General features: G+C 65.5%; 6 protein-coding genes. All 6 read left to right on the top strand.

All coding sequences use genetic code 11. The features are described from left to right. Positions 1-43: 43 nt before the first annotated feature. The 6 genes from ACL02S_RS02945 to ACL02S_RS02920 all read left to right on the top strand — a co-directional run bounded on the left by ACL02S_RS02945 (position 44) and on the right by ACL02S_RS02920 (position 19871). Positions 44-703 (top strand): response regulator, encoded by a 660-nt coding sequence (locus tag ACL02S_RS02945; RefSeq protein ID WP_412800683.1) that lies wholly within the window; start codon positions 44-46, stop codon positions 701-703. Positions 704-823: 120 nt separating this feature from the next. Next, the gene (locus tag ACL02S_RS02940) at positions 824-1303 is read left to right on the top strand and encodes an FxsA family protein (protein WP_412800682.1); all 480 of its coding nucleotides are present in this window, start codon (positions 824-826) and stop codon (positions 1301-1303) included. Positions 1304-1460: 157 nt separating this feature from the next. Further along, positions 1461-3059 carry an amidohydrolase gene (locus tag ACL02S_RS02935; protein WP_412800681.1) on the top strand — a complete coding sequence of 533 codons (1599 nt, stop codon included), beginning with the start codon at positions 1461-1463 and terminating at the stop codon, positions 3057-3059. 194 nt (positions 3060-3253) lie between these two features. Beyond that, positions 3254-4843, top strand: coding sequence for an apolipoprotein N-acyltransferase (lnt, locus tag ACL02S_RS02930; protein ID WP_412800680.1), 1590 nt, complete (start codon positions 3254-3256; stop codon positions 4841-4843). Between the two features lie 356 nt (positions 4844-5199). Beyond that, entirely contained in the window at positions 5200-18882 is a 13683-nt protein-coding gene (locus ACL02S_RS02925) for a non-ribosomal peptide synthetase (protein ID WP_412800679.1), read from the top strand. Next, entirely contained in the window at positions 18879-19871 is a 993-nt protein-coding gene (locus ACL02S_RS02920; protein WP_412800678.1) for an ATP-binding cassette domain-containing protein, read from the top strand. The genes ACL02S_RS02925 and ACL02S_RS02920 overlap by 4 nt, the downstream gene beginning before the upstream one ends. Positions 19872-19950 lie beyond the last annotated feature (79 nt).

Here is a 19950-nt window from a genome sequence, read left to right as displayed (position 1 = left end):
AGGCGCGTGCGGACACCCAACGCTGTCGCGTTAGATTGAGATCGTGCCGATCACCGTTCTCGTTGTCGATGACCAGGAACTCATGCGGATGGGATTGAAGATGGTGCTCGGCGCGCATCCAGGTATCGAGGTGATCGGCGAGGCGGCCAACGGTGCGGTCGCGGTCACGCGGGCGGCCGAACTGCGACCCGATATCGTGCTGATGGACGTGCGGATGCCCGTTGTCGACGGGGTCACCGCCACTGCCCGCATTGTGGGAGCCGAGCACGGCAGCCGGGTACTGGTGATGACGACTTTCGATATGGACGAGCATGCGCTCGGGGCATTACGGGCCGGCGCGAGTGGATTCCTCTTGAAGGACACCCCGCCGGAAGATCTGGTCTCCGCCATCCGCAGTGTCGCGGCCGGTGATGCCGTGGTGTCACCGAAGGTCACCAAACGCTTGCTCGACCGTCTTATCGCCGAGGATCGAGCGCCTATCCACGACCCGGAAGTACTCGATGCGCTCACTGCCCGCGAGCGCGAGGTGCTCGAGCACATCGCGGCGGGGCGTTCGAACGCCGAGATCGCCGAGCAGCTGTACCTGTCCGAGGCCACCGTCAAGACGCACGTCGGCCGGGTGCTCACCAAACTGGGTCTGCGCGATCGGGTGCAGGCGGTCGTCTTGGCCTATGAGACCGGGCTGGTTCGCCCCGGCGGCTGACCCGGTGCCTGGCGGTGCTGCGACCAGCGGGTGGCGTCGCGATCGTGAGGTTCGGGAGAAAAGCGCGGGCGCCGGACGTTGATCGAAGAGAGCGTCCGAAAGGAAGGACACAGGATCACCATGGTCGCGTTGTTGTTCGTACTGTATGTCGTCGTCGAAGCCGCTGCGCTGGTCACGGTCGGCCAGCTGATCGGGGTCATGCCGACCATCGTGGTTCTGCTCGTCGGATCGGCCACAGGCCTGTTGCTGGTCGGTGCCCAAGGGCGGCGGGTGTTCGCACAGTTCCGGCGTGCCGGGCGCGGCGAGATCACCCCTGGCACCGCTGTGGCCGATGGCGCTCTGGTCGCCGTGGGCGCGGTGCTGATGTTCGTGCCAGGGCTGGTCACCTCACTGGCCGGTCTGCTGTTGTTGCTGCCGCCGACACGGTTCCTGTTACGTCCGCTGGTCACGGCACTCGCCGCACGACGCTTCGGCCGGTTCGCCGCCGGAACGCATTACCGTGGTGTCGTCATCGATGGCGACGAGGTGATCGATGGCACCGTAGTCCGGCAGTGGTACGACGACGGGCAGGGCGGCGCCCACCGGGCGATCACGCGATAGCGAACGCGAAGCCCGCGGTTCGGTGTGCGCACCGCGGGTGACCGCACCCACCGGTGCCCAGCGGTATTGCCGGTGCCCGCGCGGCAGGAACAGCCCTAACGCATGGTGGGTGACTGACCCACACCACCGAATCGGGCATACGGCAGACTGGTGCCTCGTGAGTACTCAGTTGCTGACCGGTGGCCGGTTCTACAGTGCGAGTGCGCCCGACGCCACGAGCATGGCGGTGACCGACGGGACAGTGGTCTGGTTGGGTGCTGAGCAACCAGGGCGTGCGATGCATCCGGACGCGGAGATCATCGACCTCGACGGCGCCTTTGTCACGCCAGCGTTCGTCGACGCGCATGTGCATGTCACGGCTCTCGGGCTGCAGCTGACCGGACTGGATCTGTCTGTTGCCGAATCGCTCGGGCACGGGCTGCGGTTGCTGAGCGAATTCGCCGCGGCGAACCCGGACGGCGCCGTGCTCGGTGTGGGCTGGGACGAGACCACCTGGCCGGAAGGGCGGCCGCCAACGATCGAGGAGATCGATATGGCGGTGCCTGGTGGTCGTCACGTATACCTCTCCCGGGTCGACGGTCACTCCGCTGTGGCGTCCTCGGCGCTGTTGGACACGCTCCCCGGGCTGACCTCGACCGGCGGATTCACCCGGGGTGAGCCGGTGCGCGCAGCCGCGCACCATATGGTGCGCGGTGCCGCGCTGGCGGGCCTGTCCCCGGAGCAGCGGGATCGGGCGCGCGCCGCCGCGCTGGCGCACGCGGCCTCGCGCGGCATCGTCGCAGTGCATGAATGCGCGGGCCCGGAGATCTCGGGGCGTGTCGATGTTCGTGAGCTGCTCGAATTCGACCACGGGGTAGAGGTCAGGGCGTACTGGGGCGAAGCGGTACGCAGTGCCGAGCAGGCGCGCGCGCTGATCGAAGAACTCGGTGTGCACGCGCTCGGCGGTGATCTGTTCGTCGACGGCTCGTTCGGTTCACACACCGCGTGGCTGCGTGCGCCCTACGCCGACGCATCGGGATGTGGCCGGAGTTATCTCGACGCCGATGCGATCACCGATCATATCCGCGCCTGCACCATGGCAGGCATCCAAGCCGGCTTCCATGTGATCGGCGACGCTGCCATGGACGCGGTCGTCGCAGGCATCGAGGGTGTGGTCGCGGAACTGGGTGGTCCGGCTGTCGCCGCGCTCGGGCACCGGATCGAACATGCCGAGCTGATCGATGCCGAGCACATCGCGAAACTCGCGCGCTGGGGTGTGATCGCCAGTGTGCAACCGGGGTTCGACGCCGCATGGGGTGGGCCGGACGGTATGTACGCCGCGCGGCTCGGTGCGGATCGGGCCGCGCGGCTGAATCCGTTCGCCACTATGGCCGCCGCTGGTGTCTCCCTGGCACTCGGTTCCGACGCACCGGTCACCCCGCTGGAGCCATGGGCGGCGGTGCGGGCCGCGGCCGCCCACCGGACACCGGGGTACGGTGTGTCGCCGCGCGCCGCCTTCGCCGCGGCGACCCGAGGCGCTTGGCGTGCCGGCGGGATCCGGGACGGTGTGGCCGGCACGCTCGTCCCCGGTGCTCCCGCCTCCTACGCGATCTGGGAGGCCGATGAGCTCATCGTCGCCGCGGCTGCCGATTCGGTCCAGCGCTGGTCCACCGACCCGCGTTCCCGCGTTCCCGGATTACCTGCGCTCGAACCTGATTCGCCGTTGCCGACCTGCGTGCGCACCGTGCACCGAGGAGTGCCGATCTATGCGGCATGAGCAGGGCGGCGCTGGGGCGATGACAGCATGTGCCCGCCGGTGTCCCGCGGTACCGGGCGGCTGTCCGGTGCATCCACGTACCCGGGTACGGTGCAGGCCGATTGTAGAAGTATGCCGCGGTGGTGAGCGGCCGGGCGGCGGATGGTGAGCGGATAATGGTGGGCGCGCGGATAACAGGATGGTGGCGTCCGATAATGGCGGTAGTGCGTGGGTATCCCGTGCTCGCGCGCGTACTTGCGGCGATCATCGCCGGATTGCTGCTGTTCGGAAGTTTCCCGCCGCGTCCGTGGTGGTTTCTCGCCCCGTTGGGCGTCGCGGTGCTCACCCTGGTTGTCCGCGGTGCCGGGCGGCTGCGCGCGGGTTTCGGATACGGGTTCGTGGCCGGTCTGGCGTTCTTCATTCCGTTGCTCCCGTGGACCGGGATCTATGTCGGCCCCTTGCCGTGGCTGGCGTTGTCTCTCGCGTGCGCACTGTATCTGGGTGTCTTCGGCCTGCTCGTCCGGCTCGTCGGCACCTTGCCGGGCTGGCCGCTGTGGGTGGCATCGGCCTGGATTACCGCGGAGTGGGGCAGATCAAATTTTCCTTTCGGCGGATTCCCCTGGGGTCGTTTGGCTTTCGGTCAAGCTGATGGTTGGTTCCTGCCGTTGGCCGCGGTCGGCGGCGCACCGATGGTCGGATTCGCGGTGGCGCTCACCGGAGCAGGCGTTGCGGCGTCGGTGACCCGATGGTGGTCCCGCCGGGCCGGTGTGCCCCGGCTCGGATATGTCACGGCGGCGCTCACTGTGCTGGTCATGCCGCTTGCCGGACTGCTGTTGCGGTCCGCGCTGCCCGGTCCGCAGGACGGTGAGCGAATGGTCACCGTCGCCGCGATCCAGGGCAGCGTGCCGCGACTCGGACTCGATTTCAACGAGCAGCGGCGCGCGGTACTGGACAACCACGTGCGCCGTACCGAGGAGTTGGCCGCTGATATCGAGGCGGGCCTGGTACCGCGACCGGATGTGGTGATCTGGCCGGAGAACTCATCGGATATCGATCCGTTACGCAACGCCGATGCCGCTGCGTTGATCACCGCGGCGTCCGAGCGGGTCGGCGCGCCGATTCTGGTCGGCGCGGTACTGATCAACTCGGATCGGACCACGACCAACTCGGTGATAGTGTGGAACGGTGCGGCGGGGCCGGGGGAGCGGCACGATAAGAAGATCATCCAACCCTTCGGGGAGTACCTGCCGATGCGTGGGTTCTTCCGGCTGTTCTCCGCATACGCCGATCGGGCCGGGTACTTCGTGCCTGGGGACGGCGACGGTGTTGTCCGCGCGGCAGGTATCGAGATCGGTGTCGCCACCTGTTATGAGGTAGCTTTCGACCGGTCGTTCGAAGACGCGTTGCGTGCGGGCGCTCAGCTGCTGGCAGTGCCGACGAACAATGCGACTTTCGGTGACAGCGAGATGACCTATCAGCAGCTGGCCATGTCGCGTGTGCGCGCCGTGGAGCACGGCCGGGCGCTGGTCGTCGCGGCGACCTCGGGTGTCAGCGCCATCATTACCGCCGATGGCGGCGTGCGGCAGGAAACAGCGTTATTCGTACCCGCTGCTCTGGTCGCCGAGCTGCCGGTGCGTGAAGACACCACTTTCGCAACACGAATGGGACCTTTGCCGGAGCGATTATCGGTTATTATCACCGCTGCCGTCGTGCTCGCAGCAATTGTTCGGCGGAGATCCACACGGGATGATGAGCTGGCCAGCAGCGTTACCGAACAGTCGACCGTGCAAAAAACCCAGCGTTAATCCGACATTTGGTATGTTATTTCCCCCATCAGCCCGAAATAAATGGTGAGGCATAGGGGTTGCGCGTCATTCGACTGACAACTGGACCAATGCACGGAGTATTATCGAGCAAACCGGTCGAGGCCATCTCCGATCTGGTTCGGCCTGTTCGAGCCGCAATATTTGCGAAAATGTGACCAACCAAAGTGGCCTTCTGCCAAGGGCGTTGGATGTGAAACAAATCCAAAACGCCGGCAATCCGGCTGGTGCGATGCTCCGAATCATAGGGCGTGGATCACGTCCTACGGCTGGCGCGTGTGCGCTTGCCGGGATGGTGCTCGGGGAGTTGCGTCAATAGCGGCAGAACGGAGTGATTGATGAGTTCATTGGCCACGGATCGCGTCGACCAATGTTCATCCGGCGAATTCTCGGCACAACCGTTTGCTCTGTCACCCGCACAGACGGCTCTCTGGTACGCGCAGCGCATCCGGCCCGACGTACCATTGACGATCTCTCAGTACGTCGAGATCCACGGTGACCTCGACGCGGGACGCCTGCTGTACGCGATCGAGCGGTTCGGCGCCGAGACCCAGGTAGGGCAGGTGCGCCTGGTGGAGATCGACGGCGTGCCGTACCAGCTTGTCGACCCGATGCATCGGCCGGGCTGGACTCGTCTCGATTTCCGCGCGGAACCCGATCCCTACGCGGCGGCCCTGCGCTGGATGCATGAGCATACGAGTTCGCCGATCGACCTGGAACGCGATCCGCTGACCTCCAACGCGGTGTTGCGGATCGGTGAGTTCGATTACGTGTGGTACTCCTTCGCGCACCATATCGTTATCGACGGTTACGGTGCGATGAACGCCCTTACCCGTACTGCCGAGATCTACACCGCGCTGGAGAATCGGACCGAGCCGGTTGCCTCGCGGGCGACGCCACTGGCGGAGCTCTACGCCCAGGAGGCGAACTATTACGACTCCGACCGGTTCCGCAGCGATCGTGAGTACTGGTTCGATCAGTTGAAAGGGATCGGTGAGCCGGTAAGCCTCGGTGGCGCCAGGATCACCAGTGCGGTGCACGATGCGGGCCGTAGGCTGGTCGCGGCCGTACTGGACGACGAGTACCACACTGCGGTGCGAGCGGCGACCGCGGCATGCGATACGACCGATCCGGCGGTCTTCGTGGCCGCGATGGCAGCTTATGTGCGGTCTGTGACCGGTAACTCCGATGTGATCCTGAGTCTACCGGTCTCGGCACGGGCCACGGTCTCCTTACGCCGTTCGGCGGGTGTGGTGTCCAATGTTGTGCCGATCCGGCTCAACTTCAATGGAGCGGACAGCGCGCTCACGATCTGCGAACTGGTGAAGGCGGCCGAACTGCAGATCACCGGTGCGCTGCGCCATCAGCGTTACCGCCACGAAGACATCCGCCGCGACAGCGGCTACTCCCGTGACACCCGCGGTTTTTTCGGCCCGATGGTCAACATGATGCTCTTCCACAGCGAGTTGCGTTTCGGCAGCCTGGTCGGCTCGATGCACGTGCTGGCCACCGGGCCGGTCGAGGATCTGTCGGTCAATATCTATAACGGGACGCACGGGCGTATCCACGTCGACTTCGAAGCCAATCCCCGGCTCTACAAGGAGACCGAGGTCAGCGCGCATCACACACGCTATCTGGAGTTCCTCCGCCGATTCCTGAATGCCGACCCGAGGACCCCGGTCGAATCACTCGGCGCGATCACCAGCGTAGAGCGCGAATGTGTTCTACGGCAATGGAATGCCACTCGGACATCGCGGCAGGAGGGGACGCTGGCGAGTTTGTTCGCCGAGCGTGCCGCGGTCGATCCGGCCGCGGTCGCGCTGGAGTTCGGTGACGAGACATTGACCTACGCCGAGTTCGACGCGCGGGTGAACCGGTTGGCCCGGTTGCTCATCGCCCGTGGCGCCGGACCGGATACGACCATCGGCCTGTGCCTGCGCCGCAGTCTCGATCTGGTCGTCGGTATGTACGCGATTGTCGCGGCTGGAGCGGCATATCTGCCGCTGGACACCGAGCATCCGGCCGAGCGGATCGGGCAGATCATGCGCGACGCCGATCCACTGTTGGTACTCACCGTGGCCCGCGAAGGGCTGGAGTTGCCGGACACCACGCCCCGGCTGGATATCGACACCGCACCGGTATCGCAGTTCGATGCCGCGCCGATCACCGATGCCGACCGGCGCGATGAACTGCGTCCCGATCACCTCGCGTATGTGATCTTCACCTCGGGATCGACCGGAAAGCCCAAGGGTGTCGGCGTGACACACGCCGCGATCGTCAACCGCTTGCGCTGGATGCAGCACACCTATCCGCTCGACAGCACCGATGCGGTGTTGCAGAAGACTCCGGCTACCTTCGATGTTTCGGTGTGGGAGTTCTTCTGGCCCTTGCAGATCGGCGCACGCCTCGTCGTCGCCGCACCGGAGGGTCATCGGGATCCGCTGTACTTGTCGCGCATTGTCGCGGAGAAGGGCATCACCACAGCACATTTCGTACCATCCATGCTTTCGGTGTTCGTCACCGAGGCCGATCTGCGTGACTGCACCGGCCTGCGCCGAGTGTTCTGTAGTGGTGAGGCGCTACCCGCTGCCACTGTTCGGGATTTCTTCGCGGTGCTTCCCGGATCCGAACTGCACAACCTATACGGTCCGACCGAGGCTGCCGTCGACGTCACCGCAGCGCCGTGCACACCGGATATGGCCAGTGTGCCGATCGGCGCACCGGTGTGGAACACCCAGACCTATGTACTGGACGGTCGGCTGCAACCGGTTCCACCTGGAACGGTCGGTGAGCTGTACCTCGCCGGTGTACAACTGGCTCGTGGCTATCTCGGACAACCGCGACTGACCGCGGAACGGTTCGTGGCGAATCCGTTCACTCCGGGTACCCGCATGTATCGCACCGGTGATCTGGCGCGGTGGCAGGTCGGTCCTTCCGATTCCATGCCTGGAGTACTGGAATACTTGGGCCGTAGCGATTTCCAGATCAAGATCCGTGGTCTGCGTATCGAACCGGGCGAGATCGAGGCGGTACTGCTCGATGATCCGAGCGTTGCCCGCGCGGTCTGCGTAGCGCACGCCGGTCGTGCCGGTGACCAGTTGGTCGCCTACGTGGTCGCGGCCGGTCAGGATGATCAGGCGGATCGGGGCGACGCGGGCCGATTGGACACGACCGCGCTGCTGACCGCACTGCGCCGCGCGTTGCCCGAGTACATGGTGCCGGCGGTAGTACTGGAGCTCGACGAACTGCCGTTGGGCGCCAACGGCAAGATCGATCGTAAGGCGTTGCCCGAGCCCGTCATCGATACTCCGGTGATCCAGTCGATCACCGAGCCGCGTACCGAGATGGAGCGGGTCCTCAACAGGATCTTCGTCGAGGTCCTCGGAATCGAGATCGGCGTCGAGGACAATTTCTTCGATCGGGGCGGCAATTCCCTGGTCGCCGCTCGGGCGGTGGCCAGGATCAACGCCGCGCTCGGTGCCACGCTGTCCATCCGGGATCTGTTCGAGGCCCCGACGATCGAGGCGCTCACCCAGCGTTTCGATACGCAGATCTCCGATGCGTCCTCGCCGCGGCTGACCCCGGCGCAACGGCCGGACCGGATTCCGCTGTCGCAGGCACAGCAACGGTTGTGGGTGCTCAACCGCTTCTCCGAGCATGCCGCCGCCTACAACATGCCGTTGGCGGTCAAGGTCGACGGTCCGCTGGACGTACAAGCGTTGCGCGCGGGACTGGCCGATGTCATCGAACGGCACGAGAGCTTGCGCACCACCTTCCCGGAGTCACCGGAGGGGCCTTATCAGCTGATCCATCCGGCCGACGCGATCCCGTTGATGCTCGACCCCATCGATGTCGTGGATGCCGATGTGGCCACCTTGGCGGCCGAATACGCAGGCTACGGTTTCGATCTACGTAATCAGGCCCCGATTCGAGTGGCGCTGTACCGGACCGGGACCCAGCAGCATGTCTTCCTCATCGTGCTGCATCATATCTGCGGCGACGGCTGGTCGATCGCGCCGTTGGCCAGGGATCTGATGATGGCTGTTGCGGCGCGGGCGAACGGTGTCGCGCCGCAGTGGACGCATCTGCCTGTGCAGTATGCCGATTTCGCGCTCTGGCAGCGTGAATTACTGGGTGAGGAGTCCGATCCGGCCAGCCCGCTCAGCCGCCAGCTGACGTATTGGCGCTCAGCGCTCGCCGGGTTGCCCGAACAGCTCGATCTCCCGTTGGATCGACCCCGCCCCTTGCGCAGGTCCACGGCCGGTGGCCGGGTCGAATTCATCATTCCCGCCGAAGTGCGTCGTGGCGCAGTCGAACTCGCGGCAAGCCGGGGCGTAAGTATGTTCATGGTGTTGCATACGGCGCTGGCAGGACTGCTTGCGCGGTTGTGCGCGAGCGATGACATCGCGATCGGGACTCCGATCGCGGGTCGTTCCGATCCGGCGCTCGACGATCTGGTCGGCATGTTCGTCAACACACTGGTGCTGCGCACGAAGGTGGATCCGGCAGCGGGATTCGATCAGATGCTCGATATGGTCCGTGAGACCGATCTCGATGCCTTCGCCAATGCCGACGTCCCGTTCGAGCGCTTGGTCGAGGTGGTCAATCCGGAGCGCTCCCCGTCACGCCACCCCTTGTTCCAAGTGATGCTGTCCTACGATCACGCGCCGGAACTGCACGTCGATCTGCCAGGGGTGCGCGCCACCGTAGTGCCGATCAGCCAGGACGTCGCCAAGTTCGATTTACAACTGGTCGTGCACGACGACGCGGCGGATGGATCACTTTCTGCTGAATTCGGTTATGCGACGGATGTTTTCGAGGAAAGCACGGTACGTTCCTTCGCGCGCCGGTTCGTCACCATACTCGGCGGTGGTGTGGCCGCACCCGATCTGCCGGTGGGTGACCTGCCCATTCTGGACCGCAAGGAAAACGAGAATCTGGTACCCATCGGGGGCGCCCCCGCCGAGACGCCGATCACGCTGGCCACTTTGCTCACCGATACGGCTTCCCGGATACCGGATGCGGTCGCGGTGCGGTATCTCGGCGCCGACACCACCTACCGGGAACTCGACGAGCAGTCGAATATTCTGGCGCGCGCACTCCTCGCGCACGGCGCGGGCCCGGAAGAAATCGTAGCGATAGCACTGCCTCGTGGTTTGGACGCGATCACCGCGGTGTGGGCCGTCGCGAAAACCGGTGCGGCGTATCTGCCGATCGACCCCGGCTACCCCGGGGAACGGATAGCGCATATGATCGGCGATTCCGGCACCGTGCTCGGTCTGACCGACACCGCCTGTCTGGCCACCCTGCCCCCGGCACATGACACACATCATAAGGACGATGTCGATTGGCTGGTGCTCGGCTCCGGCGATCTGACCGCCGAGCTCTCCGGTTACCCCGCACATCCGGTTACCGATGCCGAGCGGCGTCGCCCGGTGCGAGTGAGTAATCCGGCATATCTCATCTACACGTCCGGCTCCACCGGTATCCCCAAAGCAGTTGTGGTCACGCACGGGGGTATCGCCTCGCTGGCCGGTGAGCAGACCTACCTGTTCGGTGTCTCCGATTCGGCGCGCACACTGCATTTCTCCTCCCCGAGTTTCGATGCCTCCGTGCTGGAGTTGCTGCTCGGCTTCGCCGCAGGCGCCACCATGGTGATCGCCCCCGCGGGGATATACGGCGGTACCGAACTGGCCACCCTGCTGCGCCAGGAACGGGTCACCCATGCCTTCGTCACGCCCGCGGCGCTGGCCACTGTGCCGAATGCGGGGCTGCACGAGCTCGAGGTGGTCATCGTCGGTGGTGACGCGTGTTCGGAGGAGCTGGTCGAGACCTGGACGACCGGGCATTGCATGCACAATATGTACGGCCCCTCGGAGGCTACTGTCGCGGCGACCGCGAGCGGACCGATGATGCCGGGACGCCCGGTGCCGTTGGGGATGCCGGTGCGCGGCATGCGGCTGTTCATCCTGGACAATCGTTTGCGTCCGGTGCCGCCGGGAACGCCGGGCGAGCTGTATCTGTCCGGTGCCGGTGTGGCCCGCGGCTATCACGGCCGTTACGGTTTGACCGCGCAACGATTCCCGGCCAATCCGTACGGCAGTCGCGGTGAGCGGATGTACCGCACCGGTGATCTGGTGGTGTTGGAGCGATCGGGGCAGCTGCGCTTCCTCGGCCGTGCCGATGACCAGGTCAAGATCCGGGGTTTCCGCATCGAACTGCGCGAGATCGACAGTGTGCTGCGCACACATCCCGGTATCCGATTCGCGCTGACTCTGGTACACACCGACGAACACGGTCAGCAGCGGCTCATCTCCTATGTCACAGCGGATCGGCCGGTCGATTCCAGGGCCATTGTGGAGACCGCGCGCAGGCAGCTGCCCGGTTATATGGTTCCTGCTGCGGTGGCTGTGCTCGACGAGGTTCCGATCACCGCGGCGGGCAAGCTGGACCGTAAGGCGTTGCCGGAACCGGTGTTCGACGCCGTGGGTAGTTCCCGAGCGCCGAATACCGAGCTGGAGTCGAATATCGCGCGCATATTCGGCGATGTTCTCGGCAATCCGGTCACCGGCGCCGAGGACAGTTTCTTCGATCTCGGTGGTAACTCGTTGCTGGCTACCCGGCTCGCCGCGGCAGTGCACGCGGAGTTCGGTGTGGAACTGGCGGTCCGGTCGATTTTCGAGATGCCGACCGTCGCCGGGGTCGCCGCGCAGGTAGCCGAGGCACCAAAGGTAGAACGACCCGCGTTGACGGTGCAGTCGCCGCGTCCGGAGCGTATTCCCCTGTCACTACCACAGCAGCGCTTGTGGTTCCTCAACCGCTATGCGCCCGAATCGAGCGCTTACAACATCGCTGTGGTGATCCGTATCGCGGGGGAGCCGGATGTGCCCGCGTTGCAGGCCGCTGTGACCGACCTGGTGCGGCGACACGAGGTGCTGCGCACGGTTTTCCCGGAAGACACCCATGGCGCGCAACAGGTGGTGCTGCCCATCGACCGGGTGGCGCCCGATCTCATGGTGACCGATGCGGTGGTGACCGATATCGATGCCGCCGGTGCCGAGCGCGCGCTGGACGCTTTTGCGCGCACCGGTTTCGATCTGACCAGGCAGATACCGGTGCGGTGGTTGCTGCTACGCACCTCACCCGAGCACTACCTGCTCGGCATCGTGGTACACCATATCGCCGCCGACGGCTGGTCGGTCGGCCCGCTGACCAGGGACTTGGCCGCCGCGTATACGGCGCGGCACCAAGGCGACCCACCCTCGTGGGCGCCGCTTCCGGTGCAGTATGCGGATTTCGGTCTCTGGCAGCGCGCAGGCCTCGGCGCGGAACAGGATTCGGGGAGCGTGGCGGCTACTCAGCTGGAGTACTGGCGGTCCGCGTTGGCGGACATCCCCGATCAGCTGCCACTGCCTTATGACCGGCCGCGCCCCGCCGAACCGACTCAGCAGGCGGGTACTGTGCGTTTCACGGTACCCGAGCCAGTACGGCACGCGCTCGCCGCGAGTGCGCATGAGCAGGGCGTCACCATATTCATGGTGCTTCGTTCAGCGTTCGCGGTGCTGTTGCGTTGCGTCACCGGCGGCCGCGATATCGTGATCGGCACTCCGGTGGCCGGGCGCACCGATACCAAACTCGACGATCTGGTCGGGATGTTCGTGAATACGGTGGTACTGCGTTCGGATGTGGACCCGGACCGCAGTTTCGCCGACCTGTTACGCGCCGACCGGGATACCGAACTGGCCGCGATGGCGCACGCGGACATCCCGTTCGAGCGGATCGTGGAGGAACTCGGGCACGAGATGCGCTCGATGGGGCCGCACCCGCTGTTCCAGGTGGCGTTGAGCGTGCAGGACGGGCCGGTGCCCACCGTGGAGCTGCCCGGTCTCGTACTACGCACCGAAGCATTGGATATCGCGGTAGCGAAATTCGATCTGGAATTGCGCGTGGCGGATATCGGCTTCGGCGCGAGCGCGGATGCCGCGGGTAACGAGTTCGAGTTCATCTACGCCACAGAACTTTTCGATGCCACGACAATCGAGACGCTGGCCGATCGGTTCGTGCGCGTGCTCACGACCGCCGCCGCTGATCCGCAGGTACTTGTGCGTGATATCGACCCGCGTACCGAGTACGAGCGCCGCGAGCTCGCCCCGGTACAGGGTCGGCAGGCCGCCCCGCCGTGCACGCTGGCCGACTATGTCACCGCCACCGCGCAGCGGTATCCACAGCACACCGCCGTCTGCTTCGGCGCGACATCGCTGTCCTATGCCGAACTCGACCGGCGTTCGAACAGATTGGCGCGTGCGCTGATCGCCCGTGGGCTCGGTCCTGGAGATCGAGTGGCACTCGGACTCACCCGCTCGATCGACTCGGTCATGGCGACACTGGCCATGGTGAAGTCCGGTGCCGCGTTCGTGCCGGTCGACCCGAAATACCCCGCCGACCGCATCCGGCATATGCTCGCCGACTCCAGTTGTTCGATCGGTATCACGATCGCCGAGTACGCCGACCAGCTGCGTACCGGCGCACCCGAGGAAGCGACGACCGAGTGGTTATTGCTCGATCACCCCGAATTCGTCGCTGAGCTGGCTGAATATTCGGATTCTCCGATTGCGGGCCAGGAACGATCACGCCCTATGCGGATGGACGACCTGGTCTACCTCATCTACACCTCCGGCTCCACCGGGGCGCCCAAAGGCGTTTCGGTGACCAACAGCGGTCTGTCCAACCTTGCCGACGAGTTCCGCGACCGGCTCGGCACCGATGAGCATTCCCGGACGTTGCATTTCGCCACGCCCAGTTTCGACGCGGCGATTCTGGATCTGCTCCTCGCGGTGGGGGCAGGCGCAACGATGGTGATCTGCCCGGCCGATATCTACGGTGGCGACGAGCTGGCCGCGCTGATAGACCGGGAGCGAGTCAGTCATTGCTTCCTCACCCCGGCCGCACTGGCCACCATCGACCACGAACGGTGGCCCTTGCCGCAGCTGCGTGGGCTCATGGTCGGCGGCGAGGCGATGGGGCCGGATCTGGTGGCGCACTGGGCGCCGGGACGGTTGATGTACAACATCTACGGTCCCACCGAGACCACGATCGTCATTATGTTCTCCGATCCGCTGTACGGTGGCGCACCGATCACCATCGGAGGCCCGGTACGTGGTGCCAGGGCAGTGATACTCGATGAGCGGTTACGCCCGGTTCCGGTGGGGGTGCCCGGTGAGCTGTACCTCGGGGGACTCGGTATGGCGCGCGGCTACTTCGCCCGTTCCGGGCTCAGCGCCACCCGTTTCGTCGCCGATCCTTATGGTCCTCCCGGCACCAGAATGTATCGGACCGGTGATGTGGTGCGCTGGAACTCGGCAGGTGAGGTGGTGTATCTCGGCCGCAGCGATCACCAGGTGAAGTTGCGTGGTTTCCGTGTCGAACTCGGCGAGATCACCGCCGTGCTCGGCGATCACCCATCGGTACGGTTCGCCTACACCGAGGTGCGCCGGATCGCGGATGCCGATCGGATCGTCGCCTATGTCCAACCCGCCGCCAGTACGGCGGGGGTGGATATCGATGTGGTCCGAGCCTGGGTCGCGCGTCATCTGCCCGCGCATATGGTGCCTGCGAGCATCACCGTGCTGGATACCATCCCGCTGACCCCGGTCGGCAAGCTGGATACCAAGGCGCTGCCCGAACCGCAGCTCGCCGCGCACCCGGCCCGCCATACGCCACGGACCGAGACGGAGTGCCTGGTCGCCGCGGTGATGGGTGAGCTCGTCGGCGCGGACGATGTGCGGCTGGAGGACAGTTTCTTCGATATCGGCGGAAACTCCTTATCGGCGACCCAGCTCGTCGCCCGGCTGGCCGCCGAGACGCATGTGCGGCTCGCGGTACGTACGGTGTTCGCCACGCCGACGGTTTCCGGGCTCGCCGCGCTGCTCGATGCGGGTGCCGAGGTCGAAGAAGGCAGGCCGGCTCTGGTGCGCCGGGGCCGCCCGGAGCGCATCCCGCTCTCACCCGCACAGCAGCGGCTGTGGTTCCTCGACCGGTTCAATGCCGCCGGTGGGCCCGGCGTGGATCAGCCGACCGGCGCGTACAACATCCCGCTCGTATTGCGCATGACCGGCCGCCTGAACATCGATGCGCTGGTCCACGCCCTCGGCGCGGTGCAGGCCAGGCACGAGACATTGCGCACGGTATTCCTGGAGACCGAGGGCACACCGGTCCAGGTCGTCCTCGATCCGGCCGATGCGGCGATCCCGCTGTCCCGCGCGACGGTATCACCGGAGCAGGTCGAGACCACGGTGCGGCATTTCGCCGCACCCGGATTCGACCTGGCCACAGCCGCTCCGATCCGCGCGGCACTGATCTCGGTGACAGCGGATGCCACGACCGATCCTGCGGTAGCCGAGTACATCCTCGTTGTGGTGGTGCACCATATCGCGATGGATGGCTGGTCGCTCGGTCCGCTGGCCGGCGACCTCTCCGTCGCCTACCGCGCGGCCTGCGCGGGCACTACGCCGGACTGGGCCGAACTCGAGATCCACTACGCGGATTACACCCTGTGGCAGCAGGATGTACTCGGCAGCGAGGACGATCCGGACTCGACGGTGCGCAGGCAGCTCGATTACTGGCGGCGCGTCCTGGACGGGGTTCCCGAGCTGTCCACCGTCCCGGCCGACCGGCCACGTCCGCCCGCACCGTCCTACCGAGGCGGCACCGTGGAGTGCACGGTGGGTCCGGACACACATCGTGAACTGCACACGATCGCCGACAGCAACAACGCCAGTCTGTTCATGGTGCTGCATACCGCGCTCGCGGTCCTGCTGCACCGGATGACCGCAACCGACGACATCGTTATCGGCTCACCGATCGCGGGCCGCGGTGACCCCGTGCTCGACCCGATGGTCGGCATGTTCGTCAATACGCTGGTGCTGCGTACCCGGATCGAATCGGGTGCCGGGTTCACCGATCTGTTGCGCACCGTGCGTGAGACCGATCTGGATGCCTTCGCCAACGCGGACCTGCCGTTCGAACGCCTCGTCGAGGTGCTGAACCCGGTCAGGTCCCGAGCGCATCATCCGATGTTCCAGGTGATGCTGTCGGTCCGTAATCAACCGCTCGGTGGTCTCGATTTGCCGGAGTTGCGGATCGAGACGGTCGATATGGATACCGGAGTAGCCAAGTTCGACCTCCAGTTCACCGTGACCGAAGCCCAGACCGCGCAGCGAGATCCCGCCGGTATCAGCATCGCGGTGAACTATGCGATGGATCTGTTCGACAAGTCGACCGCGCGGCGGCTCGGCAAACAGCTGACCCGGTTGCTCACCTCGATCGCCGCGAGTCCTACCACCGCTGTCGGCGATCTGGAACTGCTCGACCCCGCTGAATGGTCGGGACTGGCTCCGGTGCGCGGTGCGGAACCGGACCATCCGGTGAGCTTTCCGCAAGTTTTCGAGCAGGCAGCGAATATCGACCGCGGGGCTATCGCCCTGGTATCCGGTGGCACCGAGCTGACCTACGATGCGCTGGAGCGCAGGACCAATCAGCTTGCCCGGCTGCTCATTACGCGTGGTATCGGCCCGGAAACGCTGGTGGCATTGGGGATTCCACGGTCGATCGAGTCGGTGGCGGCGATGCTGGCGGTGGCGAAGACCGGCGCGGCCTTCGTTCCGGTCGACCCGCTGTACCCGCAGCAGCGCATCGTGCACATGCTGTCGGATTCCGGGACCGGACTCGGCCTCACAGTCTCGGGATATCGTGATGAGCTGCCCGCGAGCACCGAGTGGATCGTGCTGGACGACGCACAGGTCGATGAACTCATACGCGGATTCCCCGACAAACCCATCGACGATGCCGAGCGAATCACGCCGCTGCGGATCGACAACCCGGCTTATGTGGTGTACACCTCCGGGTCTACCGGGACCCCGAAAGGCGTGTTGGTCACACACGGCGGGCTGTCCAATTTCGCCGCCGAGACCGCCCAGCGGTTCGATGTCGAGCCGGGCTGCAGGGTGCTGCACTTCGCCACCCCGAGCTTCGACGGCGCGATGCTCGATTTGCTACTGGCCTTCGGTGGTGCGGCGACGTTGGTCATCACGCCTCCCGGTGTGCTCGGTGGTGTCGAGCTCGGGCGGGTATTCACCGAGGAGCGCATCACGCACGCGTTCATCACCACCGCGGCCCTCGCGACGGTCGATCCAACAGGGATCACCGAGTTGCAGCATGTGCTGGTGGGTGGTGAGGCGTTGCCGCCGGATCTGGTGACCAGGTGGGCGCCAGGCCGCCACCTGTACAACGTGTACGGGCCTACCGAGACCACTATCGTCACGGCGATCTCACCACCGATGGCGCCAGGTGCGCCGATCACCATCGGCGGTCCTATTCGTGGTGTCAACGCGGCTATCCTCGATGCGCGTCTGCACCCGACACCGATCGGGGTGACCGGTGAGCTGCACTTGGCTGGAGACGCGCTGGCCCGTGGCTACCTGAATCGGCCGGGGCTGACCGCACAGCGGTTCGTCGCGAATCCGTTCGGGAAACCGGGGGAGCGGATGTACCGCACCGGTGATCTGGTGCGCTGGTGGAGTGGATCGAGAGGACCGGGGCGGTCCGCGGATCCGGCGCTGGAGATCGAGTACGTCGGGCGCACCGACCACCAGGTCAAGATCCGTGGTTTCCGGATCGAATTGGGCGAGATCGATGCCGCGCTCGCCCGCCATGACACGGTGGAGTTCTCCCTGACGATCGGGCACCGGACTCCGGCAGGCGCGACGGCATTGGTGTCCTATGTGAAGGGGTGTGCGGGCGCTACGCTCACCGCGGCGGAATTGACCGAGCATCTGACCGGGCTGGTGCCGAACTACATGGTCCCGCAGTCGATCATGGTGCTCGACGAGGTGCCGTTGAATCCGGTGGGCAAGGTGGACCGGGCCCGGCTGCCGGAGCCGGTGTTCACCGCCACGATGGGATACCGCGCACCGTCCACGCCTACTGAGGCAGTGTTGTGCGAGGCTTTCGCCGCGGTGCTCGGTGTCGAGTCGGTAGGTGCCGACGATGGCTTCTTCGAGCTCGGCGGTAACTCGCTGCTGGCGACGAAGGTGGTCACTCAGGTGCGGGAAGCCGGTATCGATCTGCCGGTGCAGCTGATGTTCGGCGAGGCGACCCCCGCGGCTATCGCGGTGCGGCTGGATGGCACGGATACGCATCCGGGTGCCGCGGTCGCCGCGATGCTACAGCCGGTGCTGCCGATCCGGCCGAGCGCGCAGACAGATCAGGCCCCGGTGTTCTGCGTCCATCCGGCGATCGGATTGGCGTGGTGCTATTCGGGATTGCTCGCGCACCTCGCGCCGGATCGCCCGGTGTACGGGTTACAGGCCCCACATGTCGCGGGAGACGATGGCTACGAATCCATCGCCGAGGCCGCGAGCCACTATGTGGCCACGATCAAGGCGATCCAGCCGGAGGGTCCGTACCATCTGCTCGGCTGGTCGCTCGGCGGCCTGATCGCGCACGAGATAGCGGTGCAGTTGCAGCATGCGGGTGCGCAGGTCGCGCTGCTGGCGATGATGGACAGCTACCGGCTCTCCGATGAGCTGCTCGATCGCGCCACTCCGCGCTTGTCCGAGATCATCGGCGAGTTCGGCAGTGCCGAACTCGGCGAAGAGATCGATCCAGAGCTGAGTTTGCTCGACGCGGCCGAATTGCTGCGCGCGCAGTCCGGACCGTTCGCGGCGCTGACTGTCGAGCATCTGGAGCGACTGTACGCCGGCTATACCAACGGCACTGTGCTCGCGCACAGCTTCCAGCCCCGAGTCTTCGAGGGCGATCTGTTGTTCTTCACCGCAGGTGCGGACGAGATCAACCGGGCAGCCTCGGATCGGTGTGCCGATGCCTGGCAGCCGTTCGTCGCCGGCACGATCCACGACTATGAGGTTCGCTGTGCGCATTCCGAGATGACGACGCCGGAGGCGCTGGCAGTGATCGGGCCGGTGTTGCGGGAGTGGCTGGAAACAAGGGAGACGTGTCGGTGAGTTTGGCGGTGGAAGTAACAGGTCTGGTGAAGAACTACGGGAAGGTTCGGGTGCTGGACCAGATCGACCTCCAGATTCCCACCGGTACAGTGATGGGCTTGCTCGGACCCAATGGCGCGGGCAAGACGACGACCGTGCGGATCGTCACCACCCTGTTGCGTCCGACCGCGGGATCGGTACGGGTGGCAGGCGTCGATGTGCTGCGTGATCCCAGCGCGGCACGCAAACGGATCGGCTTGTCCGGTCAGTACGCCGCTGTCGATACGAATCTCTCCGGTTACGAGAATTTGCGGATGGTGGCCAGGTTGTACGGGATGCCTGCCAGGCAGGCGACTGCCAGGGCTGTCGAATTGCTGGCCGCGCTCGGGCTGGAGCATGCCGCGCACCGCAGAGCGGGTACTTATTCCGGTGGTATGGCGCGTCGGCTCGATTTGGCGGGTGCGTTGGTCGCCCGGCCTGCGGTGGTGGTGCTGGACGAGCCGACCACCGGTCTCGACCCTCGGGGCAGGCTGGACATGTGGCGGGTCATCGGTGAACTCGTCGATGACGGCACCACGGTCTTGCTGACCACGCAGTATCTGGAAGAAGCGGATCTGCTGGCCGACCGCATCACAGTCATCGACCACGGGCGGGTCATCGCCAGGGGTTCGGCCGATGAATTGAAGACCTCCATCGGCGGTGATCGGCTCACCGTGACCTTGGCCGCGGGGCAAGACGCCGAGGTCGCGCTGGCGGTACTCGCGCACGTCGGCATCGGCGAGCCCAGTCACGAAGCAGGTACCGACGAGGCGTCGGTAGTGGTCGGCGACGGCTCACGCACCATGGTGGAGGCGTTGCGCAGGCTCGACGACGCGGGTGTATGCGTGGTCGACGCGAATGTGCACCGGCCGAGCCTGGATGACGTATTCCTTTCCCTCACCGGCAAACCGAGCGGTGCCCCCGATGAAGAAGCACAAGCCGACGACGTACAAGAGGAGATCATGTCGTGAGTACGGCAGTGGTCGGGGAAGCATCCCAGCGCGGGGAGAACACGCCGGACGCGGCTGCGGTCCCCACCGACTACGGCCC

The organism is Nocardia spongicola (assembly GCF_047200775.1).
Classification (GTDB): domain Bacteria; phylum Actinomycetota; class Actinomycetes; order Mycobacteriales; family Mycobacteriaceae; genus Nocardia.
The sequence above is the reverse complement of the archived record's forward strand: the minus strand, read 5'-3'. Positions and strand labels throughout refer to the sequence as shown.